27 protein-coding genes are annotated in these 24805 nt (G+C 68.3%); 15 read left to right on the plus strand and 12 right to left on the minus strand.

Translation table 11 applies throughout. The features are described from left to right. The 5 genes from UK23_RS22550 to kstR form a co-directional block, all read right to left on the minus strand. Nucleotides 1–981 (minus strand): xanthine dehydrogenase family protein molybdopterin-binding subunit (locus UK23_RS22550; RefSeq protein ID WP_045313586.1); only part of this gene is annotated, 981 nt, incomplete at its 3' end. Further along, nucleotides 978–1955 (minus strand): FAD binding domain-containing protein, encoded by a 978-nt coding sequence (locus UK23_RS22555; protein WP_045313587.1) that lies wholly within the window; start codon nucleotides 1953–1955, stop codon nucleotides 978–980. The genes UK23_RS22550 and UK23_RS22555, both read right to left, overlap by 4 nt. Continuing rightward, the gene (locus UK23_RS22560) at nucleotides 1955–2476 is read right to left on the minus strand and encodes a (2Fe-2S)-binding protein (protein ID WP_045313624.1); all 522 of its coding nucleotides are present in this window, start codon (nucleotides 2474–2476) and stop codon (nucleotides 1955–1957) included. The genes UK23_RS22555 and UK23_RS22560 overlap by 1 nt, the downstream gene beginning before the upstream one ends. A gap of 227 nt (nucleotides 2477–2703) precedes the next feature. Continuing rightward, the gene (locus UK23_RS22565) at nucleotides 2704–3108 is read right to left on the minus strand and encodes a hypothetical protein (RefSeq protein WP_052684947.1); all 405 of its coding nucleotides are present in this window, start codon (nucleotides 3106–3108) and stop codon (nucleotides 2704–2706) included. A gap of 189 nt (nucleotides 3109–3297) precedes the next feature. Further along, nucleotides 3298–3873 (minus strand): cholesterol catabolism transcriptional regulator KstR, encoded by a 576-nt coding sequence (gene kstR, locus UK23_RS22570; protein WP_045313626.1) that lies wholly within the window; start codon nucleotides 3871–3873, stop codon nucleotides 3298–3300. A 159-nt stretch (nucleotides 3874–4032) separates the two neighbouring features. Here kstR and UK23_RS22575 point away from each other — a divergent pair, with 159 nt between their 5' ends. From UK23_RS22575 to UK23_RS22600, 6 genes are read left to right on the plus strand one after another with little or no spacing between them, the layout of a single operon-like run. Beyond that, the gene (locus UK23_RS22575; RefSeq protein WP_045313588.1) at nucleotides 4033–5934 is read left to right on the plus strand and encodes an acyl-CoA dehydrogenase family protein; all 1902 of its coding nucleotides are present in this window, start codon (nucleotides 4033–4035) and stop codon (nucleotides 5932–5934) included. After that, nucleotides 5934–6896 carry an acyl-CoA dehydrogenase family protein gene (locus UK23_RS22580; protein ID WP_045313589.1) on the plus strand — a complete coding sequence of 321 codons (963 nt, stop codon included), beginning with the start codon at nucleotides 5934–5936 and terminating at the stop codon, nucleotides 6894–6896. The genes UK23_RS22575 and UK23_RS22580 overlap by 1 nt, the downstream gene beginning before the upstream one ends. Next, a complete protein-coding gene (locus UK23_RS22585; RefSeq protein WP_045313590.1) occupies nucleotides 6886–8013 on the plus strand; it encodes an acyl-CoA dehydrogenase family protein in 1128 nt (375 codons plus the stop codon). Before UK23_RS22580 ends, UK23_RS22585 begins: the two co-directional genes overlap by 11 nt. Continuing rightward, the gene (locus UK23_RS22590) at nucleotides 8013–8897 is read left to right on the plus strand and encodes a bifunctional MaoC family dehydratase N-terminal/OB-fold nucleic acid binding domain-containing protein (protein WP_045313627.1); all 885 of its coding nucleotides are present in this window, start codon (nucleotides 8013–8015) and stop codon (nucleotides 8895–8897) included. The genes UK23_RS22585 and UK23_RS22590 overlap by 1 nt, the downstream gene beginning before the upstream one ends. Continuing rightward, on the plus strand, nucleotides 8884–9267 hold the full coding sequence (locus tag UK23_RS22595; protein WP_045313591.1) for a MaoC family dehydratase: 384 nt from the start codon (nucleotides 8884–8886) through the stop codon (nucleotides 9265–9267). The genes UK23_RS22590 and UK23_RS22595 overlap by 14 nt, the downstream gene beginning before the upstream one ends. Continuing rightward, complete coding sequence (locus tag UK23_RS22600; protein ID WP_045313592.1) at nucleotides 9264–10406, plus strand: lipid-transfer protein; 1143 nt, start codon at nucleotides 9264–9266, stop codon at nucleotides 10404–10406. The genes UK23_RS22595 and UK23_RS22600 overlap by 4 nt, the downstream gene beginning before the upstream one ends. Here the strand turns inward: UK23_RS22600 and UK23_RS22605 are convergent. The 5 genes from UK23_RS22605 to UK23_RS22625 are packed head-to-tail and all read right to left on the minus strand — an operon-like array spanning nucleotide 10386 to nucleotide 15118. Further along, complete coding sequence (locus UK23_RS22605) at nucleotides 10386–11219, minus strand: MaoC/PaaZ C-terminal domain-containing protein (RefSeq protein WP_045313593.1); 834 nt, start codon at nucleotides 11217–11219, stop codon at nucleotides 10386–10388. The two genes, UK23_RS22600 and UK23_RS22605, sit on opposite strands and share 21 nt — an antisense overlap. A gap of 9 nt (nucleotides 11220–11228) precedes the next feature. Then, entirely contained in the window at nucleotides 11229–12194 is a 966-nt protein-coding gene (locus tag UK23_RS22610) for a ferredoxin--NADP reductase (RefSeq protein ID WP_045313594.1), read from the minus strand. Continuing rightward, the gene (locus UK23_RS22615) at nucleotides 12187–12393 is read right to left on the minus strand and encodes a hypothetical protein (RefSeq protein ID WP_045313628.1); all 207 of its coding nucleotides are present in this window, start codon (nucleotides 12391–12393) and stop codon (nucleotides 12187–12189) included. The genes UK23_RS22610 and UK23_RS22615 overlap by 8 nt, the downstream gene beginning before the upstream one ends. Before the next feature lie 29 nt (nucleotides 12394–12422). Continuing rightward, complete coding sequence (locus UK23_RS22620; RefSeq protein ID WP_045313595.1) at nucleotides 12423–13550, minus strand: Rieske 2Fe-2S domain-containing protein; 1128 nt, start codon at nucleotides 13548–13550, stop codon at nucleotides 12423–12425. After that, nucleotides 13547–15118 carry an FAD-dependent oxidoreductase gene (locus tag UK23_RS22625; protein WP_045313596.1) on the minus strand — a complete coding sequence of 524 codons (1572 nt, stop codon included), beginning with the start codon at nucleotides 15116–15118 and terminating at the stop codon, nucleotides 13547–13549. Before UK23_RS22625 ends, UK23_RS22620 begins: the two co-directional genes overlap by 4 nt. A gap of 130 nt (nucleotides 15119–15248) precedes the next feature. Here UK23_RS22625 and UK23_RS22630 point away from each other — a divergent pair, with 130 nt between their 5' ends. From UK23_RS22630 to hsaB, 8 genes are read left to right on the plus strand one after another with little or no spacing between them, the layout of a single operon-like run. Beyond that, on the plus strand, nucleotides 15249–16709 hold the full coding sequence (locus UK23_RS22630; RefSeq protein WP_082114885.1) for an FAD-binding protein: 1461 nt from the start codon (nucleotides 15249–15251) through the stop codon (nucleotides 16707–16709). Next, nucleotides 16703–17473 carry a 2-keto-4-pentenoate hydratase gene (locus UK23_RS22635; protein ID WP_045313598.1) on the plus strand — a complete coding sequence of 257 codons (771 nt, stop codon included), beginning with the start codon at nucleotides 16703–16705 and terminating at the stop codon, nucleotides 17471–17473. The genes UK23_RS22630 and UK23_RS22635 overlap by 7 nt, the downstream gene beginning before the upstream one ends. A 10-nt stretch (nucleotides 17474–17483) precedes the next feature. Next, on the plus strand, nucleotides 17484–18374 hold the full coding sequence (locus UK23_RS22640) for an acetaldehyde dehydrogenase (acetylating) (protein ID WP_231114625.1): 891 nt from the start codon (nucleotides 17484–17486) through the stop codon (nucleotides 18372–18374). Beyond that, nucleotides 18328–19350, plus strand: a complete 1023-nt coding sequence (dmpG, locus tag UK23_RS22645; protein WP_045313600.1) for a 4-hydroxy-2-oxovalerate aldolase — start codon at nucleotides 18328–18330, stop codon at nucleotides 19348–19350. Before UK23_RS22640 ends, dmpG begins: the two co-directional genes overlap by 47 nt. After that, on the plus strand, nucleotides 19347–20513 hold the full coding sequence (hsaA, locus tag UK23_RS22650) for a 3-hydroxy-9,10-secoandrosta-1,3,5(10)-triene-9,17-dione monooxygenase oxygenase subunit (protein ID WP_045313601.1): 1167 nt from the start codon (nucleotides 19347–19349) through the stop codon (nucleotides 20511–20513). Before dmpG ends, hsaA begins: the two co-directional genes overlap by 4 nt. Before the next feature lie 9 nt (nucleotides 20514–20522). Further along, a complete protein-coding gene (gene hsaD, locus UK23_RS22655; protein ID WP_045313602.1) occupies nucleotides 20523–21329 on the plus strand; it encodes a 4,5:9,10-diseco-3-hydroxy-5,9,17-trioxoandrosta-1(10),2-diene-4-oate hydrolase in 807 nt (268 codons plus the stop codon). Beyond that, nucleotides 21329–22228 carry an iron-dependent extradiol dioxygenase HsaC gene (hsaC, locus tag UK23_RS22660; protein ID WP_045313603.1) on the plus strand — a complete coding sequence of 300 codons (900 nt, stop codon included), beginning with the start codon at nucleotides 21329–21331 and terminating at the stop codon, nucleotides 22226–22228. The genes hsaD and hsaC overlap by 1 nt, the downstream gene beginning before the upstream one ends. Then, nucleotides 22195–22764: a 3-hydroxy-9,10-secoandrosta-1,3,5(10)-triene-9,17-dione monooxygenase reductase subunit gene (gene hsaB / locus UK23_RS22665; RefSeq protein WP_045313604.1), complete on the plus strand. Its 570-nt coding sequence runs from the start codon at nucleotides 22195–22197 to the stop codon at nucleotides 22762–22764. The genes hsaC and hsaB overlap by 34 nt, the downstream gene beginning before the upstream one ends. 154 nt (nucleotides 22765–22918) lie before the next feature. Here the strand turns inward: hsaB and UK23_RS22670 are convergent, their stop codons facing one another. Next, nucleotides 22919–23737, minus strand: a complete 819-nt coding sequence (locus tag UK23_RS22670; RefSeq protein ID WP_045313605.1) for a class I SAM-dependent methyltransferase — start codon at nucleotides 23735–23737, stop codon at nucleotides 22919–22921. 42 nt (nucleotides 23738–23779) lie between these two features. Between UK23_RS22670 and UK23_RS22675 the strand changes: the two genes are divergently transcribed. Next, complete coding sequence (locus UK23_RS22675) at nucleotides 23780–24211, plus strand: helix-turn-helix domain-containing protein (RefSeq protein ID WP_045313606.1); 432 nt, start codon at nucleotides 23780–23782, stop codon at nucleotides 24209–24211. Here UK23_RS22675 and UK23_RS22680 read toward each other — a convergent pair. Beyond that, nucleotides 24155–24748 (minus strand): hypothetical protein, encoded by a 594-nt coding sequence (locus UK23_RS22680; protein WP_045313607.1) that lies wholly within the window; start codon nucleotides 24746–24748, stop codon nucleotides 24155–24157. The genes UK23_RS22675 and UK23_RS22680 overlap by 57 nt on opposite strands. Nucleotides 24749–24805: the final 57 nt, after the last annotated feature.

Genomic DNA, 24805 nt, shown 5'->3' on the forward strand with positions numbered 1-24805 from the left:
CACCGTCGCGGCGCCGAGGTCGAGCGGCACGATCGTCTTGGTGACGCGGATGTTCGGGCTCGCGTAGGTGGTGAGCGTCCAGTTCGCGACGGACTCGGACCAGTTGCCGCCCAGGCCGCGGCTGGTCACGCCGTCGTTGACGATCGACGTGAGCTTGCCGTCCGCCGTGCAGGTCATCTGCAGGGTCTGCTTGGTCATCGGCCGGTGGCCCGCCATCGCGAACACCTGCTCGCGGGTCAGCACCGCCTTGACCGGTCGGTTGAGTGCTCTCGATGCCGCGCACGCCAGCGGGACCTGCGCCCAGTTGCCCCACTTGCCGCCGAACCCGCCGCCGACGTGCGGGCTGAGCACGTGGATCTTGGCCGCGTCGATGCCGAGCGTCTCGGACAGCCTGCGCTGCACCAGAAGCGCGCCCTGTGACACCGAGTAGACGGTCAGATGGTCGCCGTTCCACGTCGCCACGGTCGCGTGCGGTTCCATCGCGCAGTGGTGCTGGAACGGGGTGGTGTAGCTCGCGGTGAACGTGATGTCGCCCAGGGCTTGGGTGCCCTTGACCTCTTCGACCTCCTCGATCTTCTGGAGGGTGAGGCCGGGGAACTCGGTGACAGGCGGCTGCTGCTGATAGGTCGCGGTGATCAGGCCGGCGGCGTCACGGGCTTGTTCGTACGTCTCGGCTACGACGAACCCGATGGCCTGGCCGAAGAAGCGGATCTCCTTGTCCTGCAACGGCGGGAACCGCTCGTCGTTCTGCTCCTGCACGTACGCGAAGAGCTTGAGCGGGTTGAACGGCGTGTACACGGCCAGCACGCCAGGGGCCGCTTGCGCCGCACTCGTGTCCATCGAGGTGATCTGGCCACGGCCGATCGTGCTGGTGACGAGATAGCCGTAGGTGAGGCCGGGGATCTTGGTGTCGGCGGCGTACGGCGCCGCGCCGGTGACCTTGATGCGACCGTCCACGCGGTCCACCGAGCGCCCGATCATCGCACACCTGCCGCGTCGAGCAGGGCGCGGACGATCGTGCGCTTCAGCAGGCTGGTCTTGAACGCGTTGTGCGCCAGCGGCCGTGCACCGTCCACAGCGGACTCGGCGGCGTCCGCGAAGGTGCGTTCCACGGCCACGCTGCCCTTCAACGCCTCTTCGACTTGGCGTAGACGCCACGGTTTGGTGCCCACTCCGCCCGCGGCGAGCCTGACGTCTTGGATGACGCCTCTCTTGAGGTTGACCGCCGCTGCGACGGAGGTGAGCGCGAACTCGTAGGACTGCCGGTCGCGGATCTTCAGATAGGTGCTGTTCCGCGCCCAGGGGAGTGTCGGCACGACCACCTCGGCGATCAGTTCGCCCGGTCCGAGCACGTTCTCGCGTTCTGGTGTGCTGCCAGGGAGACGGTAGAAGTCTTCAAGAGGCACGGTCCGGTCGCCGTCCTTGTTCCTGAGCACCACCTGTGCCTCCAGCGCGACGAACGCCACCGCGACGTCGCTGGCGTGGGTCGCGGCGCACGAGTCGCTGGTGCCGAGGATGGCGTGACCGCGGTTGATCCCGGTCAGCGCAGGGCAACCGCTGCCCGGCAGGCGCTTGTTGCACGCCGACGTCACGTCGCGGAAGTAGTCGCAACGGGTGCGCTGCATCAGGTTTCCGCCGATGCTCGCCATGTTCCGCAGCTGGCCGGACGCGCTGAGCAGCAACGCTCGGGAGATCATCGGGTGCGTCGCGGTGACGACCGGATGCGCGGCCACGTCGCCCATCCGCTCCAGCGCGCCGATGTGGAGTGCGCCGGTGTGCAGCCGGATTCCCTTGAGCGGCAGGCCGTTGACGTCGATCACCCGGTCCGGCGTCATCACGTCGAGCTTCATCAGGTCGACCAGCGTGGTGCCGCCCGCGAGGAACGCGGAGCCGGGTTTCGCGAGCTTCAACGCGTCGGCGACGGACGACGGCGAGGCGTAGTCGAACGCGTGCATCAGCGCTCACCGCCCTTGGCCTGCTTGATCGCTTCCAGGATGTTCGGGTAGGCGCCGCAGCGGCAGATGTTGCCGGACATGGCTTCCCGGATCTGGTCGTCGGTGCGGACGGCCGGTTCCTCGACGATTTTGACCGCGGACATGATCTGGCCGGACGTGCAGAACCCGCACTGGAAGCCGTCGTGGTCGATGAACGCCCGCTGCACCGGGTGCAGCTCGTCGCCGTCCGCGATGCCCTCGATCGTGGTGACTTCCTTGCCCTGCAAGGTCGCCGCCAGCGTCAGGCACGACAGCACCCGGCGGTCGTCCACGTGGACCGTGCACGCGCCGCACTGCCCGCGGTCGCAGCCCTTCTTGGTGCCGGTGAGCTGCAACCGTTCCCGCAATGCGTCGAGCAGCGTCACGCGGGGGTCGATGCTGAGCTTCCTGCGCTCGCCGTTGACCTTGAAGGCCACCTCGACGAGGCCGGCGCCTCCAGGTGGGCCGGCCGCCGCGATCGCCTCCACGGCGGGCGACGCCATCGCGACTCCGGCCGAGACCGCCGCCGCCTGGCCGAAGAACTGCCGCCTGCTGGTTGTCATGTGACCCCCTGTGCTCGGGGCCACACAAGCAGTATCGATCCGATGGGTCAATGCGCCAACATGCCGAATCTGGCTGGTAACCGGTTTCCCGGTACAAAGAGATCCGATGTTTCGCGGCGTTTTGCCGGGTTTGTCTTCTAGCGGGCGTTCACTGGGCTGAATCCTCGTCAGGTGCTGGTGACCGTCGTGCAGCTGACCTTCTGGCCGGGCGCGGCCGTCGCGCTCGCCAGCTCCTTCACCCCGTCGAGCAGGATGCGGCACGTCAGCACCTGGTCGCCGCCGGGCGTCGCGGTGATCTCCGCCTTCTCGCCGGCGTTGATGATCACCTCGGACGTGAACGGGGCGGCTGCCGCCTTGCTGATGACGTGCGGCGACTCCTTCTTGTTGCGGTCGGGGTTCTCCGTGAACTCGACCTGCACGGGAGCCGCGGCGGCGGGCTGCGTCGTCACCTCGTAGGTGATCGCCCAGGCCTTGCCGATCAGCGTGTTCCAGCCGCCGAACTGGTTGACCAGGACGACGGTTCCGCCGCCGAGGACCACCAGCACACCGAGCACGACCGCGAGCGTCTTCATAGGACAGACGGTATTGGGCCGGGCGTGCGCCTGCATCGTTCGGGGGAGTGACTGCGGGTCATCCCCAGGGCTGAACGCTCCCGCCGGAAGCGCGTCCGCAAGTTCGATGCCGGGCGAACAGGTTGGCGGTAGTTACAGGCGTTTCGATCATGAGTTGGTGGTACTTGCAGACGCCATCAGCGTGCGGGCTCACTTGAGCAGCAGGCGGACCGTCAGTTCCAGGCGGTTCGCGACGTCGGTGGCGGTGGCGCGGCGAGTGACCCAGGCGACCAGGTTGGACAGCCACACGTCGCCGATCACGCGGGCGATGGCCTTCTGCTCGTCGGTCGGGTCCTCGTCGCTCATCGCGCGGGTGAACATGCTCTCCATCAGCCACGAGACCTTGTCGATCTCGGCGCCCGCGGAGGCGTCGGCGAAGGTGAACGCGCGCGTCATCGCCTCGGTGAGATGGGGGTTGCGCTGCAGGCCCCTGGTGATGCGGCCGAGGACGAACAGCACGCGCTCGTAGGGGCTGTCGCCGGGGACCGTGGTGCGGTCCATCTTCTCCTGGGCGCGCTCGAGCTCGACTGCGAGGCTCGACACGAGCAGGTGGACCTTCGAGGGGAAGTAGCGGTACAACGTGCCGAGCGCGACGTCCGCGCGGTCGGCCACGGCGCGCATCTGGACGGCGTCGAACCCGCCCTTGGACGCCAGCGCGATGGTCGCGTCGACGATCCGCTTGCGCCGCTCGCGCTGGGCCGCGGAGCTGAGCTCCTCGCCCGCCATGAGTGCGTCGGTGCGCGCCTTCGAAGGTGACACGGAGATGATCCTCCTGGAACGTGTTGCAGCAGCCCCTTCATCGTACTCGATCGGTTTGGCGGCCATGATCTGTTGCCGGAATTAGAACACGTTCTATAAACTCCTTCACGTATTGGAGGAGGCTGCATGCCGATCGCCACGACCGGGGAACAACGCGCGTTGCGCGACAGTGTGGACGCGGCCAAGGGCGAGTGGGCTGACCTCGTCCGGGTCGGGTTCTTCGAGGTGACGCGGGAGGGCGGCACGGTCGCCGATCTCGCGGTGATGCTGGAACGGGCGGCGGAGAACCTCGTGCCGGGGCCGTTGCTGCCCACGGCGCTGGTGTCCGTGCTGGTGCCTGGCTTCGACGGGATCGCCGGGTTCGGGTTCTCGTCTCAACACGTGGTCGGAGCCGCTGAGGCGACGCATCTGCTGGTGCGAACGGACTCCTGGCAGCTCGTGCCCGCGTCCCAGGTTTCTGTCACGCCGCTCGACGCGGTGGACCTGTCGCGTTCGCTCGGGTCGGTGGTGGTCAACGAACCGGGACGGCAGCTCGACGACCCGACCGACCTCGCGATCACGCTGATGGCCGCCGAGGCGAGCGGGATCGCCGCGTGGTGCCTGAACACCGCTGTGGAGTACGCGAAACAACGGCAGCAGTTCGGGCGTGTCATCGGGTCGTTCCAGGCGATCAAGCACCTGTGCGTGGAGATGCTGTGCCGGGCCGAGCAGGCGAGTTCGGTCGCGTGGGACGCGGCGCGCGCGTTCGGTGAGGACGAACATCCGCTGGCCGCGGCGGTCGCGGGGGCGGTGGCGTTCGACGCGGCGGTCCGCAACGCCAAGGACTGCATCCAGGTGCTCGGCGGGATCGGCTTCACCTGGGAGCACGAGGCGCACCGCCATCTGCGGCGCGCGTTGTCGTTGCAGCAGCTCGCGGGTGGTGTTGGCAGGTGGCGCAGGCGGGTCGCGGAGCTGGCGACGGCCGGCGCGCGGCGGTCGCACTCCGTCGAGATCGAACGCGACGAGGACGTGCGGGCGTTCGCGGAGGAGATCGCCGGGCTGGAACCTCTGGAGCAGCGGAAACGCCTGGCGGACAGCGGATATCTGGTGCCGCACTGGCCTCGGCCGTACGGACAGGACGCCTCGCCGGCCCGGGTTGCGGTGATCGACGACGAGTTCGCACGTGCCGGGGTGCGCCGGCCCGATCTGATCATCGGTGGCTGGGCCGGGCCGACGATTCTCCGGCACGGAACGCCTGAGCAGCAGGAACGGTTCGTGCGGCCGACGTTGAGCGGCGAGCTCACCTGGTGCCAGCTGTTCAGCGAGCCCGAGGCCGGGTCGGACCTGGCGTCGTTGCGCACCAAGGCTGTCCGCGTGGACGGCGGCTGGAAGCTGACCGGGCAGAAGGTGTGGACGTCGCTCGCGCACCAGGCGGACTGGGCGATCTGCCTCGCTCGCACCGACACGACGGTCCCGAAGCACAAGGGCATCACGTACTTCCTGGTCGACATGAAGTCCGCCGGGGTGGACGTGCGGCCGCTGCGGGAGATCACGGGCGATGCGCGGTTCAACGAGGTGTTCCTCGACGACGTGTTCGTGCCGGACTCCTGCGTGGTCGGTGAGGTCGGCGACGGCTGGCGGCTGGCCAGGACGACCCTGGCCAACGAGCGCGTCGCGATGGGCTCTTCGCTGGGGGAGTCGCTGGAACGTGTTCTGCAGTCTCCGGCAGCTGCGGACCGTCCGGAACGCCTGGGTGAGCTGGTGGCGCAAGGGCTCGCGGTCGCGGCGCTGGACCTGCGGGCGAGCCTGCGCGTGCTGAGCGGGCAGGAACCGGGCGCGGAGTCGAGCGTGCGCAAGCTGGTCGGGGTGCGGCAGCGGCAGGACGTCGCGGAGTTCGCGGTCGAGCTGCTCGGATCGGATGCCGCCGTGAACAACGAGCTGGTGCACGAGTTCCTGCTGACCCGGTGCCTGAGCATCGCGGGCGGCACGACGCAGGTGCTGATGAACCTCGCCGGAGAACGCATTCTCGGACTGCCGAGGGAGAGCTGATGGACTTCGAGCTCGACGACACCCAGCAGGAGATCGCCCGGCTGGCTGCGGACGTGCTGGGCAGGGAGAGCGACACGCCCTGGAAAGCCTTGGGAGAGGCGGGATTGCTGTCCCTCGCCGTTCCGGAACGGCTCGGTGGCGATGGGCTCGGCGTGCTGGAGACGGCCGTGTTGCTCACGGAGGTCGGGCGGCGGGCGGTGGACGTGCCGGCGCTCGCCACGCTGGCGTTGGGTGTGCTGCCGATCGTGAAGCACGGGACTCCCGAGCAGCAGGACGAGTTGCTGCCGCTGGTGAGTGAGCAGCACGGGGTGTTGACGGCCGCGTTGAGCGAGCCGTCGTCGCCGCTGCCCGCCTCGCCGAGCACGACGGCAGGACCCGACGGGATCTTCGGCGTGAAGATCAACGTGCCGCACGCGGCCGAGGCGCAGCGGATGCTCGTGAGCACCGACACCGGGGTCTACGTGGTCGATCCAGCGCAACCGGGTGTGTCCACATCGGACGGAACCGTGCGGTTCGAAGGTGCGCGCGGCGACGAACTGCGAGGCGCGGCGGCGGACTTGCGCCGATTCGCCCTGGCCGGGGCATGTGCGGTCGGTGACGGTGTCCTGGCCGGCGCGCTCGACCTGACCGTGAAGCATGTCGGTACACGCCACCAGTTCGGCAAGCCGCTGTCCACCTTCCAATCTGCTGCCTGCCAGGTCGCGGACGTCTACATCGCGTCCCGCACCCTCCACCTGGCGACGGTGACCGCCTGCTGGAACCTCGACGACAACGACCTCGCCACCGCGGCCTACTGGCTGGCGGCCGAGGCGCTGCCCGCCGTCCACACGTGCCACCACCTGCACGGCGGCCTCGGCCTCGACATCACGTATCCGATGCACCGCTACTACGGCATGGCCAAGGAGCTGACGCGGTTCGTCGGCGGAGTGGAGCACCGCTTGGGGGCCATCGATGTTCATTGACCTCACTTCCGGGCAACGCGCCTTGCGAGACGAGCTGCGCGAGTACTTCGCCGGTCTCATGTCCGATCACGAACGCGAGGCGATGCTCACCGAACGCCACGGCGAGGTCTACCGCGAGCTGGTGCGCAGGCTCGGGCGGGACGGCAGGCTCGGCGTCGGCTGGCCGCGGGAGTACGGCGGCAAGGGGTTCGGGCCGGTCGAGCAGCAGATCTTCGTCAACGAGGCCGCGCGGGCGGACGTGCCGCTGCCGTACGTGACGCTGCAGACGGTCGGGCCGACGTTGCAGGCGTTCGGAACGCAGGAGCAGAAGGACTTCTTCCTGCCGCGCATCCTCAGCGGCGACCTCCACTTCGCCATCGGCTACACCGAACCCGACGCGGGTACGGACCTGGCCTCGTTGCGCACCAAGGCGATCCGGGAAGACGATCACTACATCGTCAACGGGCAGAAGACGTTCACGACCGGCGGACACGATGCGGACTACGTGTGGCTGGCGTGCCGCACGGGTGCGCCGGACTCGCGGCACAAGGGCATCACGATCCTCATCGTCGACACTCGCGATCCCGGTTACTCGTGGACGCCGATCATCACGTGCGACGGCGCGCACCACGTCAACGCCACCTACTACAACGACGTGCGCGTGCCCGAGAACCGCAGGGTCGGCGAGGAGAACAAGGGCTGGCGGCTGATCACCACCCAGCTGAACCACGAACGCGTGATGCTCGGCCCGTCCGGCCGGCTCGGCGCGCTCATCTCCCGGGTCCACGACTGGGCAGCTGGACGTCAGCTGCTCGACGAGCCGGACGTGCGGCGCGCTCTTGCCGAGGCACGCGCGGTGCATCGGGTCAACGAACTGCTCAACTGGCAGGTCGCTTCGGGTGAGGTGGAGGTCGCGGACGCTTCGGCGACCAAGGTGTTCGCCGCGGACCGCACCCAGCGCGTCGGCCGAATCCTGGAGGAGCTGGTCGGACGGCACGGCGCCGGTACCGAGCTGGTCCGGTGGCTGGACGTGCAGGCGCGGCGGAACCTCGTGCTGACGTTCGGCGGGGGAGTGCAGGAGATCCAGCGCGAGCTGATCGCGAACATCGGGCTCGGACTACCACGGGTGGTGCGATGATCGACATCGAGAAAGAGGCCGCCCGCATCGCCGAGAAAGGCGAGTGCGCACCTCGATTGGCGCGGGATCCGGTCAACCTGCCCATGATCAACAACTGGCTGGAGGCGATCGGCGACCAGCATCCCGGCTACACGAAGGTCGCGCCGCCCGCGATGGTGCAGGTGTGGACGATGGCCGGACTGCACGGCCAGCGCACCCTCGACGACCCGCTCGGCGCGATGATGAAGATCCTGGACGAGGCCGGGTTCACCTCGGTCGTGGCGACGAACAGCGACCAGACCTACCACCGATATCTGAAGGTCGGCGAGCACCTGTCGGTGACGACGAGCCTGGAGGATGTCACCGGCCCGAAGAAGACCGGGCTGGGCGAGGGGTGGTTCGTCACGACCAGGAGCACCTGGTGGGTGGGCGACGAGCCGGTCGCGGAGATGCGGTTCCGGGTGCTGAAGTTCCGCCCTGCGGAGAAAGCCGCGCCGACTCCGGAACCCCAAGCCACACAGGTCATCCGTCCGTCCGTCAACCGCGACACCCAATACTTCTGGGACGGCTGTCAGCAAGGCGAGCTGCGCATCCAGCGGTGCGGCGGCTGCGGGTTGCTCAGGCATCCGCCGGGGCCGATGTGCCCGGAATGTGGTGCCACCAAACCGAAGTACCTCGTCTCGGACGGGCACGGCGTCGTCTACAGCTACGTCGTGCACCACCACCCGCAGGTGCCGGGCAAGCAGACGCCGTTCGTCATCGCCCTGATCGAGCTCGACGAGGGCGTGCGCATGCTCGGCGAGCTGGACGGCGAACCGAGCATCGGGCAACGGGTCGAGGTCGTGTTCACCAAGGTCGACGACGAACTGACGATGCCGAGCTGGAGGCCCAGTGCGGACCGGTGATTCCCTGCCAGAGTGGCACGTCGAGGCCACTCCGACGTTCGTGATCAGCACCGCGCTGGCCACCCGCGACTTCCAGGACGTCCACCACGACCGCGACCTCGCGATCCAGCGCGGCTCGAAGGACATCTTCATCAACATCCTCACCACGACCGGACTGGTGCAGCGGTACGTCACGGACTGGGCGGGCCCGGAGGCGTTGGTGCGGCAGGTGAACATCCGGCTCGGCGCGCCCTGCTACGCCTACGACACGCTGAAGTTCTTCGGTCAGGTCATCGAGAAGGACGACCAGGACCTGACCATCGAGGTCGTCGGCAGGACCGATCACGGCGACCACGTCACCGGCATCGTGAAGATCGAGGTACCGGCATGAGCGCCGCGATCGTCGGCATCGGTGCGACCGACTTCTCCAAGGACTCCGGCCGCAGCGAACTCCAGCTGGCCGCCGAGGCGGTGCGAGCAGCTCTGAGCGACGCCGGGCTGCAACCGTCCGATGTGGACGGACTCGTCAGCTTCACCATGGACACCAACGCCGAGATCGCGGTCGCCCGCGAGCTGGGCATCCCGGAACTGACGTTCTTCAGCCGTGTCCACTACGGCGGCGGGGCGGCGTGCGCGACGGTCCAGCAGGCCGCGATGGCCGTCGAGACCGGTGCGGCGAAGGTCGTCGTCTGCTATCGCGCGTTCAACGAACGGTCTGGCCACCGGTTCGGCCAGGTCCAGACCGCGGCCGCCGCGAACATCGACAACAGCTGGTCGTACCCGATGGGCCTGGGCACGCCCGCTGCGATGGTCGCCATGTTCGCCCGCCGGTACATGCACGAGTACGGCGCGACGAGCGAGGACTTCGGCCGGATCGCGGTGATCGACCGCAAGCACGCCGCCACGAACCCGCACGCGTGGTTCCACAACCGCCCGATCACTCTCGAAGAGCACCAGGCATCGCGCTGGATCGCCGAGCCGCTCCACCTCCTCGACTGCTGCCAGGAAACCGACGGCGGCGTCGCGCTGGTCGTCACGTCGGCAGAACGCGCCCGCGACCTGCCGAACAAGCCGGCGCACATCAAGGCGGCGACACAGGGCAGCGGCATCGACCAGTTCACGATGACCAGCTACTACCGCGACGACCTGACCAGGCTGCCCGAGATGGGCGTGGTGGCGCGCGGCTTGTGGGAGAAGTCGGGCATCGGACCGTCCGATGTGGACGTCGCCGTGCTCTACGACCACTTCACGCCGTTCGTGCTGGTGCAGCTGGAAGAACTGGGCTTCTGCGGCCGAGGAGAAGCCAAGGACTTCGTGGCCTCAGGAGCGCTGGAACTCGACGGCATGCTGCCGCTCAACCCGCACGGTGGCCAGCTCGGTGAGGCCTACCTGCACGGCATGAACGGCATCGCCGAGGGGGTGCGCCAGGTGCGCGGCACCGCGGTGAACCAGGTCGGCGGCGTCGAGCACGTCCTGGTCACCGCGGGAACCGGCGTCCCGACCAGCGGCCTAGTCCTCGGTCAGGGTTAGCACCGCGTCCACGAGCACGGGACGGTCCGCGGCCGAGGTCGTCAGCACCAGCCGCGAACCGTCCCGCCACACCCGCGTCGTCAACGTCTCGCCCGGGAACACGACACCCGCGAACTTCGCGCTGAACGACCGCACCTGTTCCGGCCCGTCCAGCACGGCGTCGATCACCGCCTTGCACACCACGCCGTACGTGCACAGCCCGTGCAGGATCGGCTGGTCGAACCCGGCCAGCCGGGCGAACTCCGGATCGGCGTGCAACGGGTTCCGGTCACCGCAAAGCCGATAGAGGTGGGCCTGCTGCGGCAAGGTCGGGGTCTCGATCACGAGGTCCGGCGCGCGTGAAGGCACCTCGACCTTGCCCGACGGACCGCGCTCGCCACCGAACCCGCCCTCGCCACGAGCGAAGATGCTGGACCTCGTTGTGTACAGCGCGGTTCCGTCGGGCGTCACCGCCGTCGACTCCTGCACGATCACGGCAGCCTTGCCCTTGTCCCACACATCCGCGATCCGCGTGCGCAACACGGCCTCGCCCTCAGCGGGTAAAGGAGAATGCACGGTGATCTCCTGAGTGCCGTGCAGGACTCGCGCGAGATCGATGTCGACACCGGGGAACGACACGGCGGGCGGCGCGGTCTCGTGGAACCGGGGCGCGACCACGCCGAACGTCGGCAGCACCTGGAGCCCCTGTTCGTAGACGTACCGGAGCTCGGTGGCGCCCAGAGCCAGGTGGTAGAGCAGCACGTCCGAGTGCGTCCACGAGAACTTGATCTCGGGAAGTTCCGCCCCCACGGCCACGTCCGGGTCGATCGGCATGAAAGCCCCTCACTCGTAGGTGATCTTCACCGTGTCGGTGACCGGAACCGACTGGCACGCCAGCACGATGCCGTCGGCGATGTCCTCGGAGTCGAGCACGTCGTTGTTGAGCATCTTGACCTCGCCCTCGACCAGCCGGCAGGCGCACGCGCTGCACGCACCTTCACGGCATGAGTAGGGCGCGTCGAGTCCCTTCTCCAGCAACAGGTCGAGCAGCTTCTGCCGGGCGGGCCAGGGAAACCGGTGATCGACACCGTCCAGCGAGACCTCGGCCACGGCGTCCGGCCGATCGTCCGCGATCGGTTCAACGGAGGAGAACGGATCACTCGACAACGACACGAACTTCTCGACGTGCACGACCGGAACGTCGTGCAACGCCTTGCGCGCAGCCTCCATGAACGGCCCTGGCCCGCAGACGAACGCCTCGTCGCACTCCCGCACGAACGCCCGCAACGCGCCCAGGTGCGGCAACCCCTGCACCGACTCCAGCCAGTGCACGACAGTCAGCCGATCCGGATGCGCGCGGCACAACTCGTCGAGCTCGCGGGCGAAGATCACCGAGCCCTCGTCGCGGTTGGCGTAGAAGAGGAACACCCGCCCGGAAGCAGCCAAAGCGGCCTTGACGATCGACATGACCGGCGTGATCCCGCTGCCGGCCGCGAACGCCAGCAGTGATCCATCCAGCGAGGAAGGCGTGAACACCCCGGCGGGCGCCAGGACGTCCAGCCCCATGCCCACGCACAGCTCGCGACACATCCAGTGCGACCCGTACCCGTCAGGCGTCCGCTTGACCGTGATCTTCAACGGCTCACCCGGCGCGCTGGACAGGGAGTAGCAGCGCGCCACGTCACCCGCCCGCACGGTCAGGAACTGCCCAGGTCGCGGCGAGAAATCCACGCCGGACAGCACGAACGAGCGCGCGTCCGCGGTTTCCTCGATCACCGCGTCGACCCGCAGCCGGTGCACCTCAGCCATCCGCGACCTCCAGCGTCCCGTCCCGCACGGCCTTCTCGATGCTGTCCCGCAACCGCAGGCACGTTCGCATGAACGCCGACTGCGGCCCGCACAGCTCCGGACAGGTGCTGGTGTCCGACAGCCACTGCACGGAGGTGTGCTGCGGGCTGTTCTTCTTCACCAGCACCCGGTTCCCGCAGTCACAACCCACCGGAACCATGCCACCTACGAGGAATTCATCGCGTTCGTTCACGTGGCCGACTCCTGGCGAGCCAAGTTCTCGGCGACTTCCTTCTCCCACACCTCCACGGCGCGGCTCGTGTCCACCTCGAACTCGAACCGCCGCACCATGTCGTCGGTGACGTCCTCCACGTCCACGTAGAACTGCTCGTACCAGCGCCGCAGCTGGTAGACCGGCCCGTCCTCCTCGCACAGCAACGGGTTGTCGATCCGCGTCTTGTTCTGCCAGATCTCGACGTCCTGCAGGAACCCGACGCCGATGCCGCGCGCGAACTTGTGCGCGATCTTGTCGGCGTGCTCGTCGGACACACCCGGCAGCTTCTTCACGATCGCGCCCCACTGCAACCGGAACGAGGTCGGCGAGATCGGGTAGTGGCAGTTGATCAGGACCGTCTCGATCTCGATGCCCTTGTAGTCGTTCCACAGGTAGTCGATCATGTACGACGGCCCGTAGTACGAGGCCTCGGACCGAACCTCGACGTCACCGGTGTAGTTCGAGCCCATCGCGACGTCCGGCCGCCCGCGCGTGGTCAGGTACTGCGACGCGACGTGGCCTTCCATCACGTTCTTGAAGTAGGTCGGGAACGCGAAGTGGATGTAGAAGAAGTGGGCCATGTCGACCACGTTGTCGATGATCTCGCGGCAGTTCGCGTTGTCGATCACCACCGAGTCCCACGTCCAGTTGCTCCACTCGTCGGAGAACGCGGCGTCGATGCGCGGGATCGTCACGTGCTCGGGCGGTGGGTTGCCCTGCGGGTCGTTCCACACGAAGAGCTGCTTGTTCTCCTCCAGCGTGATCCACGACCGGGTGCGCGCCCGCAAGGGAACCCTTTTGGCGTAAGGGATGTCGACGCATTTGCCGTTGCCGGCCCAGCGCCAGTCGTGGAACGGGCACGCGACGGTGTTGCCCTTGACCGTGCCCTGCGTGAGGTCGCCGCCCATGTGCCGGCAGTACCCGTCGAGCACGTTGAGCTTGCCGTCCTCCGTCCCGAACACCACGAGTTCCGTGCCGAACGCCTCCACGGCGTGGGGTTTGCCGTCGCGGAAGCTGTCGGCGAGGCCCAGGCAGTGCCAGCCGCGCGCGAACCGAGCGGGAGGCGCGCCGGTGTCGATCGTGCGTACGGCGTCCTGCGTCATCGCGTTCCTCCAGTGATGTCGAGTCCGGCGAGATAACCGAACGTCATCGCCGGTCCGAGAGTGGCGCCCGCACCCGCGTAGGTGTGGCCCATCACGGACGCCATGGTGTTGCCCGCCGCGTACAGGCCGTCGATCACCGAGCCGTCCTCGCGCAGCACCCGCGCACGGGTGTCGGTCTTGAGGCCGCCCTTGGTGCCGAGGTCGCCGGGCACGATCTTGACCGCGTAGAACGGGCCGGTCGTCAGGGGAGCGAGGTTGGGGTTCGGGTGGTTGCGCGGATCGCCGTAGTAGCGGTCGTACGCGCTGTCACCGCGGTGGAAGTCGGTGTCCTTGCCCTCGACCGTCAGCGTGTTGAACCGTCGAACCGTATCGATGAGGTTGGGCAGATCGGCTTCCTGGGCGAGTTCTTCGAGGCTGGGCGCGGTGAGCACGGAGTCCTTCCAGCGCCGCGGCAACGGCCGGCGGGGCGGGATTCCGCAGAACGGGTAGCGGCTGCGGTAGGCGTGGTCGAACACCAGCCAGGTCTTGCCGTTCATCGCCTTGACCACGTCGATGTAGGGAGCGGCCTCGTTGACGAACCGCTGCCCGGTGCTGTCGACCAGCACGCAGCCGGGCAGTGAGCGTTCGGCGAGCAGGAAGAACGGGCCGCGCGGCAACGGCACCGACGGGCCCCACCAGGCTTCCTCCATGAGGCCCACCGCCGCACCTGCTCTGAGGCCGGCCTCGATACCGTCACCGGTGTTGGCCTTCGCGCCCACAGTCCACTCTGTACCGATGTCCTGATGCTGTTTGCGCAGCTGTTCGTTGTTCTCGAAGCCGCCCGCTGCCAGGACGACGTGTTCGGCCAGGATCAGCTTCTCGCCGACGAGAATCCCCGCGACCCGGCCGTTCTCGTAGTGCAGATCGGTCATCGCGGTGTTGAGCCTGACCTCGACGTTCAACGCTTTGAGACCTGCTCGCAGGCCTGCTGACAGCGCCTGGCCCATGGTGAGCCGTCGGCCTGGCAGGAACCTGCGGGCGAAGACTTTGAGGGCTGTGAGCAGGCCGCGTGGATGCCGTCCGATCAGCGTCAGCCACTTGTAGTCGGACTGGGTGATCACGATGCCCGCCGGGGTCGGCACGTACGGCGGTTCGAGGTCCTTGATCTCCTCGCCGAGCTGCTTCGTGTTGAACGGAAGCGGTTCGACGGAGCGGCCGCGCGGCTGTCCGCCGGGTGCCTCGGGGTAGTAGTCGGCGTAGTCGCGGACCCAGCGGAACTTCAGCGGGGTGTGCGCGACGACGAACGCGAGCATCGCGGGCCCGGCGTCCAGGAACGCCTCCCGGAGCTCGGCGGGCACGTCCCGGGCGATGTGCTCCAGGTAGCTGCTGGCCTGCTCGGGCGAGTCGGGTCGTCCGGCCGCGGCGACGACGTGGTTGTTGGGCACCCAGATGCCTCCGCCGGACCGCGCCGTCGAGCCGCCGAAGTGCTCGGCCTTCTCGACGACGAGGGTGCGCAGGCCGTGCTGAGCGGTGCAGAGCGCGGCTGTCATGCCTGCCGCGCCGCTGCCGACGACGATCACGTCGTACATCGCACCTCCCCGGAAGTCAGACTAGAACAGGTTATAGTTCTGGGGCGCTTTGGCGCTATGGTGTAGGAGTTCCAGGCAGGTCGACTCACCGAGAACGTGTTCCCCAAGATGATTGGACACGGTGCTGGTCGTGGATGTCACCGCAGACGTGGTCGTCATCGGCTTCGGTGCGGCCGGCGCGTGCGCCGCCATCGAAGCCGCGGCGGCCGGTGCGTCCGTGGTGGTCCTGGACCGGTTCGCGGGCGGTGGGGCCACCGCTCTCTCCGGCGGAGTCGTCTACGCGGGCGGTGGGACGCGGCAGCAGGTCGAGGCCGGGGTCACCGACACGCCCGAGGCGATGTTCTCCTACCTCAAGCACGAGGTCCGGGACGCGGTGTCCGAGGCGACGCTGCGGCGGTTCTGCGAGGACAGCGCCAAGATGCTGGCCTGGCTGGAGGACCAGGGTGTGCCGTTCGACGCGAGCCTGTGCCCGTTCAAGACCTCGTACCCGACGGACGACTACTACCTGTACCAGTCCGGCAGTGAGGACGCGTATCCCGATCCGGCTCCGCGCGGGCATCGGACCAGGGCGAAAGGCACATCCGGCAAGGCTTTCTTCGCTCGATTGGCCGAGGCGACCCGGCGTGCGGGCGCGCGGGTCATGCCGCAGACCCGCGCTCAGGAGCTGATCACGACCGACGGCAGGGTGACGGGCGTTCGTTGCCGGGCGTTGGCTGGCCTGCCGAAGGCGTTGCACGGCGCGTTGACCAGGGCCGGAGCGAAGCCGTGGCTCTACTACCCGCCGCTCGGCAGGAGGCTGTTCGGGCTGGCGGCGTGGCTGGAAGGCCGCTTCGGACGGCCGCTGACGATCACCGCGCGGCAAGGTGTCGTGATCTCGGCGGGCGGGTTCATCGCCGACCGCACGATGGTGCACGAGAACGCTCCGGCGCACCGAGGTGGGCTGGCGCTGGGCACGCCCGGTGATGACGGTGGCGGCATCCGGCTCGGCATCGCCGCTGGTGGCAAGGCTGGGCGGCTGGACAAGGTTTCGGTGTGGCGGTTCGTCACGCCACCCAGTGCGTTGCAACGCGGAGTGCTCGTCGACTCGGCTGGGCAGCGGTTCGGTGACCCGACGCGGTACGGCGCGGCCATCGGGAGCGAGATCGTCGAGCGCGGCGGCAAGGCGTGGCTGCTGATCGACGACGACATCCTGCGCGTGGCACGAGCCCAGGTGCGGACGCAGACCGCGCCGTTCCAGAAGTGGCAGGTCCGGTACTTCCTGAACCGCGGCCTGGTCACGGCACCCACGATCGGGGAAGTCGCGGCCAAGGCGGGCATCGGCACGCCGGAGCCGTTCGGGACGCCGCCGTATTCGTTGATCAACGTGAGCGTGCGGGCCGGGTTCGGTTATCCGTGCCCGATGTTGACCCTCGGCGGACTCGTCGTGGACGAGGAAACCGGTCAGGTGCAGGGAGTTCCGGGCCTGTATGCGGCGGGCCGGTCGGCGGTCGGGGTGTGCTCGGAGTCCTACGTCAGCGGGCTCGCGCTCGCCGACTGCGTTTTCTCAGGCCGCCGTGCCGGGCAACACGTCTCGAAGGAGGCCAGGTGCTGACGATCCAGAAACGTGAGGCGGCCGCCCAGTTGCTGCGCGTGGCGGAACGGGACCGCGTGCCGATCAGGCCGCTGGTCGAGCTGTATCCGGAGATCGACGTGGTGGACGCGTACGAGATCCAGCTGCTCAACGTCCGGCACCGCAACCGCGACGTCATCGGCCACAAGGTCGGGCTGTCGTCGTTGGCGATGCAGCAGATGATGGGCGTCGACGAACCCGACTACGGTCACCTGCTCGACGACATGCAACTGGCCGGAACCGCGGACGCGTCGGCATACCTGTATCCGCGCGTCGAGGTCGAGATCGCATTCGTGCTGGCCCAGGACCTGCCGGGCGAAGGCTGCACGGTCGAGGACGTGCTCGCCGCCACGGAGTTCGTCGCGCCGGCCATCGAGCTGATCGACAGCCGGATCGAGAACTGGCGGATCGGCTTGCAGGACACCATCGCGGACAACGCGTCGTCGGCCGGGTTCGTGCTGGGCTCCGAGCGGGTGCATCCGTCCGAACTGGACATTTGCGGAGTTGCGGCTACCTTGCGCCGCAACGGTGAAGTCGTCGCCGAGGGACGTGGTGACGCGGTGCTCGGTGATCCGGCGATCGCGGTGGCGTGGCTGGCGGAGAAGGTCGGCTCGTTCGGCGTCCGGCTGCTGGCCGGGGACATCGTGCTGCCCGGATCGTGCACGCGGGCGATCGACGCGCGGCCGGGCGACGAGTTCCACGCCGAGTTCGCCGGACTTGGCTCTGTCGACCTGAAGTTCGAATAGGGGTGACTTGGTGAAGGCGGCCATCGTCGGGTCCGGCAACATCGGCACCGACCTGCTCTACAAACTCCTGCGTTCCGAGGTGCTGGAACCGCGCTGGATGGTGGGCATCGACCCGGCCAGCGAGGGGCTCAAGCGTGCGGCGTCGCTGGGGCTGGAGGTGTCGGTCGACGGCGCGGAGTGGTTGCTGCGTCAGGACGAGCTGCCGGACATCGTCTTCGAGGCGACGTCCGCGGCGGTGCACCGGGCGAACGCGCCGCGTTATGCGGAGGCGGGGATCCGGGCGATCGACCTGACCCCGGCGGCGGTCGGGCCGTACGTGGTGCCGCCGGTGAACCTCGGCGAGCACCAGGACGCGCCCAACATCAACCTGATCACGTGCGGCGGCCAGGCCACGATTCCCATGGTGCACGCGGTTTCCCGGGTCGTACCGGTGGAGTACGCGGAGATCGTCGCGAGTGTGGCCAGCGTCTCCGCGGGGCCGGGGACGCGGGCCAACATCGACGAGTTCACCCGCACGACCAGCCACGGCATCGAGGCGATCGGGGGAGCGTCGCGAGGTAAGGCGATCATCGTGCTGAACCCGGCGAGCCCGCCGATGATCATGCGCGACACGATCTTCTGCGCGATTCCCGAAGACGCCGACCCGGATCCGATCACGGACTCGATCGCCCGGATGGAGACCGACATCCGTTCGTACGTCCCGGGATTCCGGTTGCTGCGCGAACCGCAGTACGACGCCGGCCGGGTGGCGATCTTCGTCGAAGTCGCGGGAGCGGGCGACTTCCTGCCCGAGTACGCCGGGAACCTCGACATCATGACGGCCGCCGCGACCAAGGTGGGGGAGGAGATCGCCCGTGCAGCAGCGTCCAGTTCTGCGGTTGACCGACACGTCACTGCGTGACGGCTCGCATCACAAGCGACACCAGTTCACGGCCGACGACGTGCGCTCGATCGTGGCGGCACTCGACGGCGCCGGGGTTCCGGTGATCGAGGTGACGCACGGCGACGGGTTGGGCGGATCGTCGTTCAACTACGGCTTCAGCCACACACCGGAGCAAGAACTGATCAAGGTCGCGGTCGAGACCGCTCGGCAGGCCAAGATCGCGGTCTTGATGCTGCCCGGTGTCGGGGTGAAGGACGACATCCTGATCTCACAGGACAACGGGGCTTCCATCGTCCGGATCGCCACGCACTGCACCGAAGCCGACGTGTCCGTGCAGCACTTCCAGCTCGCACGTGAGCGCGGGCTGGAGACCGTCGGGTTCCTGATGATGGCCCACTCACAGCCGCCCGAGGCGTTGGCGAAGCAGGCGCGGATCATGGCGGACGCGGGCTGTCAGTGCGTCTACGTGGTCGACTCGGCCGGAGCCCTGGTGCTGGAACAGGTTTCCGAACGGGTCGAAGCGCTGGTCGCTGAACTTGGTGATGACGCGCAGGTCGGGTTCCACGGGCACGAGAACCTCGGGCTGAGTGTCGCGAACTCCGTTGCCGCGGCACGAGCGGGCGCGCAGCAGATCGACGGCAGCGTACGTGGATTCGGTGCCGGCGCGGGAAATACGCCGTTGGAAGCGTTCGTCGGCGTGTGCGACAAGCTCGGGTTCGAGACCGGCGTCGACTTCTTCAAGATCGTGGACGCGGCCGAGGACGTCGTCCGGCCCGTCATGCCAGAGGAGTGCCTGCTCGACCGGATGGCGCTGATGATGGGCTACGCGGGCGTCTACTCCAGCTTCCTCAAACACGCGTACACGCAGGCGCAACGCTATGGCGTGTCCGGCGCGCAGATCCTCGTCCGCGCGGGCGAACGCAAGCTCGTCGGCGGCCAGGAGGACCAGCTGATCGACATCGCACTGGAGCTGAGCAGGGAGAAAGTCCGATGAGCGAGGAAATCCTCGGCAAGGTGCGCGAGCTGCTGCCGGCCCTTCGCGAGCGCGCGGCGGAGGCGGAGGAGCTGCGCAAGGTGCCACCGGAGTCGGTGAAGGCCTTGCAGGAGACCGGGTTCTTCCGGATGCTGCAACCCGTGCGGTACGGCGGTTTCGAGTCGCATCCGCTCGACTTCTACACCGCGGTCAAACTGATCGCGAGCGCGTGCGGGTCGACCGGCTGGGTCGCGTCCGTGCTGGGCGTGCACCCGTGGCACGTAGGGTTGTTCGACGTCCAAGCGCAGGAAGAGGTCTTCGGCGAGGACCAGGACACGCGGATCTCGTCGTCGTACGCGCCGACCGGTCGCGCGACGCCGGTCGAGGGCGGGTTCCGGTTCAGCGGCAAGTGGAGCTTCTCGTCCGGCTGCGACCACGCGACGTGGGTGCTCGTGGGCGGCCTGGTGATGAACGACGAGGGCAAACCCGTCGACTTCCGCACGTTCCTGCTGCCGATCCGCGACTACACGATCAACGACGTCTGGGACACGGTCGGCCTGCGCGGCACGGGCAGCAACGACATCGTGGTCGAGGACGTGTTCGTGCCGGAGCACCGGACGTTGAGCATGATGCACACCGCGCGCTGCATCTGTCCTGGCCAGGACGTCAACCCGGGGCCGTTGTTCCGCATGCCCTACGGGACGATCCACCCGTACGCGATCACCGCGCCGATGATCGGCATGGCTGCTGGGGCGTACGACATCCACGTCGGCGCGACCCGCGAACGCGTCCGTGCCGCCTATCTGGGTGAGAAGGCGGTCGAGGACCCGTTCGCGCAGGTCCGGATCGCCACCGCGGCCAACGACATCGACACCGCGTGGTGGCAGCTAGAGAAGGACATCAACGACGAGTGGGAACACGCCGTCGCGGGCACGAAGATCCCGATCGACCTGCGGCTGCGGGCTCGGCGTGACCAGGTGCTGGGCAGTGCGCGGGCGATCTCCGCGATCGACCGGCTCTTCGAGAGCGCGGGCGGCAAGGCGATCAACGCCGGTCTGCCGTTGCCGCGGTTCTGGCGGGACGCGCACGCCGCACGGGTGCACGCGGCCAACGACCCGGAGCGCGTGCTGGTGTTGTACGGCAAGAACGAGCTCGGCATCCAGGTCCGCGACGGGCTGTTCTGAGGGGTTGAGATGACCAGGCTGCACTACCACGAAGCGGGAACGGACCACTCCGAGACGCTGGTGCTGCTGCACGGCGGCGGGCCCGGCGCGTCGGCGATGAGCAACTTCCGTGCGAACATCCCGGTGTTCGCGAAGTCGTTCCGCGTGCTGGCCGTCGACATGCCCGGCTACGGCCAGTCGGACAAACCCGCCGAGCACGACCAGTACTTCACCTTCGCGGCCAGGGCGTTGAAAGACCTGCTCGACGAGCTGGGCGTCGAGCAGGCGCACATCCTGGGCAACTCGCTCGGGGGCGGCACCGCGGTCCGATTCGCTTTGGACCACGGCAAACGAGCGGGCAGGCTCGTGCTGATGGGGCCGGGCGGGTTGTCCCTCAACGTGTTCTCGCCGGATCCGACCGAGGGCGTGCGCAAGCTCAGCGCGTTCGCCAGGACGCCGACGCGGGAGAAGATCGAGGAGTTCCTGCGGATCATGGTGTTCGACCAGTCACTGATCACCGAGGAGCTGATCGACGAACGGTTCGAGGCCGCTCGCCGGCCCGATTCGTTGCGGGCGATGGCGGCGCTGGGCAAGTCGTTCGCCGGTCCGGACTTCGAGCAGGGGATGCTCTGGCGTGACGCTTACAAGCTGCGCCAACGGGTTCTGCTCGTGTGGGGACGCGAGGACCGGGTGAATCCGCTGGACGGCGCGTTGCTCGCGATGAAGCTGATCCCGCGGGCGCAGCTGCACGTGTTCGGCGGGTGCGGGCACTGGGCGCAGCTGGAGAAGTTCGACGAGTTCAACCGGCTCGCGCTCGATTTCTTGACGGAGGCGTGATGGGGATCCGATCGCTGGGTTATCTCCGGATCGAGGCCACCGACATGACGCGGTGGCGCGAGTTCGGGTTGAAGATCCTCGGCATGGTCGAGGGCAAAGGTTCTACCGAGGGCGCTCTCTACCTGCGGATGGACGACTTCCCGGCGCGACTGGTGATCGTGCCGGGGGAGAAGGACCGGTTGCAGGCCTCTGGCTGGGAGGCCGCGACCGAGGCCGAGCTGGAGGAAGTGGCGAAACGGCTGGCTTCGGCCGGGGTGTCCTACACCGAGGGCACCGCCGGGGATTTGGCCGAGCGGCGGGTGAACGGGCTGATCAGGTTCGAGGATCCGTCCGGCAACACGCTCGAGGTGTTCCACGGTGCCGCACTGGAACACCGGCGGGTGGTCTCTCCGTACGGCCACCGCTTCGTGACCGAGGAGCAGGGCCTCGGTCACGTGGTTCTGTCCACTTCGGACGACGAGGCCGCGCTGCACTTCTACCGCGACGTGCTGGGCTTCCGGCTGCGCGACTCGATGCGGTTGCCTCCGCAGTTCGTCGGACGTCCGGCCGACGGACCACCGGCGTGGCTGCGGTTCTTCGGCTGCAACCCGCGCCACCACAGCCTCGCGTTCCTGCCGATGCCGACGCCGAGCGGGATCGTGCACCTGATGGTCGAGGTCGAGAACACCGACGACGTGGGCCTGACGCTGGACCGGGCCATGCGCAGGAAGGTGCCGATGTCGGCGACGCTCGGCCGGCACGTCAACGACCTGATGTTGTCGTTCTACATGAAGACACCCGGCGGGTTCGACGTCGAGTTCGGCTGCGAGGGACGGCAGGTGTCCGATGAGGACTGGATCGCACGCGAGAGCACGGCGGTGAGCCTGTGGGGACACGACTTCAGCGTGGGTCAGAAGTAGCGGCCCGCTACCGTTCGGTACTCGGTCACTTCTGCACCGGAGTGACCGTGGTGACCGGCATGTCCGCGGACGGCCCGGTGGGCTTTGCCTGCCAGGCCTTCGCGGCGTTGTCGCTCGACCCACCGCTCGTGCTGTTCTGTCCACAACGGACTTCGCGCAGCTGGGCGGCGATGGCCTCGTCCGGCTCGTTCTGCGTGAACGTGCTGGCGGAGGACCAGAAAGAGGTCTCGGCGGTGTTCGGGCGAGCGGGCGAGGACAAGTTCGCCGGCGTGGCGTGGACGCCGTCGAGCACCGGTTCTCCTGTGCTCGACGGCGCCCTGACCTGGGTCGACTGCCAGGTGTCAGCGGTGCACGAGGCCGGTGACCACCACATGGTCATCGGCTCGGTCGTGGAGCTCGGGCCGACCCGCGACGCGCAGCCGTTGCTGTTCTACCGCGGCCGGTACGCCTCGCACGCCGAACTGGACGCGCGCGGCTGGTCGGGTGAGGTTCTCGACAACCTGCTGACCTGGCAGCGCCAGTCAGAATGGCACTAAGCGCTGTGACCGCCGACCTTCACCGCGTCTTTCGGCGCTCAGCAGGACGCCTCGCGGCACCGACCCCCGCCCCCCATATGCCCGATATGGGGGGCGGGGGTCGGCACCGCGATGCGCCCGTCTGCCCGTCGAAAGACGGGGCAAAGGCCGACGGTCACAGCGCTTGCCCGGTGATCTGCCAGCAGGCGGCCGGAATCCGCACCTCGTCGCCGTGCACGAACTCGTCGAACGCGCCGCGGACCTCGCTGATGATCCGCGGCCGGTCGGCCTCCTGCGCTGCCTTGAGCGCACGGGAGATCGGCCCGAGGTTGCTGAGGTACGGCACGAGCAGTTCCTCGGGCATGGTGCAAACACGGTCCACCGGCTCGATGACGATCCCGCTCCAGCCGCTCTGCTCGAAGAGTTCGCGCGTTCTGTCGGCGTCAGCGAGCGAGAACGGTCCCGGTCCGCTGGGATCTGGCGGCGGTGTGTCCGCCAGGAACGGCGCGGAGGCTCTCTGCGCGGTCGTCATGAACGTGTTCTCCTCGGCCGACCGCCAGGTGATGAAGCACAGCTCACCGCCGGGCGTGGTGGCTCGCAGCAGATTCCGGAACGCGGCAGCGGGGTCGTCGAAGAACATGACCCCGAACCGCGACACGACCAGGTCGAACGTCTCGTCGAAGGTGTGGACCTGCGCGTCGCCGAGCACGAACCGGACTTTGCCGCGCTGCGCGGCTCCGGCGATCATGGTCCGGGAGATGTCGAGACCGACGCACTCCGGACCGTCGCCGAGTGCGTCCGCGATCGCCCTGGTGACCGCGCCCGTGCCGCACCCGACGTCGAGCACCCGATCCCGCGGACGCTCGAGCGCTTTCTGGGCGAGCAGCTCCTCGAACGGCCGGAGCACCAGGTCGACGACCTGCTGCGCGTTCGCCCAGCCCTCGCCCGCGGCGTTCCACCACTCGGCCTGCTCGCTGTTGACCTCAGATGTCATGCTCCCACCGTCCTACTTCAAGTCGGCTTGAGGTCAAGTGTCGTGGACAGAGTCGAAATCGGCATCGGAGAGGTCGTGCGCCGCTCGGGCGTGCCGGCCTCGACCCTGCGCTACTACGAGGAACGCGGCCTGATCAGCTGCGTTCGCCGCCGCGGTCTCGCAAGGGTCTTCGAGACCACCGTGCTCGAACAGCTGGCGTTGATCGCGGTCTGCCGCTCGGCCGGGTTCTCGCTCGACGAGATCCTGCTGATGTTCGCCCCGGACGGCCGCCCCAGCCCGAACCGCGCGATGCTCGCGGCGAAGGCGGACGAACTCGACGCGACCATCCGCAGGCTCGCGTCCATGCGGGACGACCTGCGGCACGCGGCAGCCTGCCCGGCACCGTCCCACCTGGAGTGTCCCTCGTTCCGGCGAGTGCTAAACACTCCAGATCTGCGGCGCGACGGTGACGGCCGCGGCCTGGTAGGGCGGTAGCGGCTTGCCCTCGACGAGGACCTCCAGCGGCCACGTCTCCTTCAGGACGACCCACAACCGTCCAGAGAGGCCGGCGAACGCACCGAGCAGGTTCGCGCCCTCGGCGACCTGCAGCACGTACACCCACTTCGCGGTGTCGGGCGCGCCCTCGAGCGGCTCGCGCCAGACCCGGCGCAACCGGCGGCCGCCGTGCCGGGCGGCGTCGGCGGACAGCACGATGTCGGCCTTGCCCGGGTCCGGGGCGTCGGCGGGCGCCTGGGCGGTGAAGCGGTACGCGAGCGGCGGCACCTCGTCGATGCCCGGCACCGCGGCGAGGTCGTCGCTGTCCGGATCATCCAAAGTGGACGCGATCAGCGCGCGTTCCTCGGCCGTGATGCCGATGTTCTCGTACGCCATGGAGAGCAGCAGAGTGGCCTCGGCCTGCGCGGGTTCGCCGCCGAAGTAGTCCTCGCGCACCGACCGCAGGGTGTCGTCCTCCAACCGGCCGGCGAGCCGCGCACACAGGTCCGTGACCGTGGCGTAGGTCTTCACATCCATGAGAGTCACTTCTTCTTGTGCGGGCCGAGGTCGGTTTTGGTGACGCCGTCCGGGTCC

Source organism: Lentzea aerocolonigenes, assembly GCF_000955955.1.
Taxonomy (GTDB): Bacteria; Actinomycetota; Actinomycetes; order Mycobacteriales; family Pseudonocardiaceae; genus Lentzea; species Lentzea aerocolonigenes_A.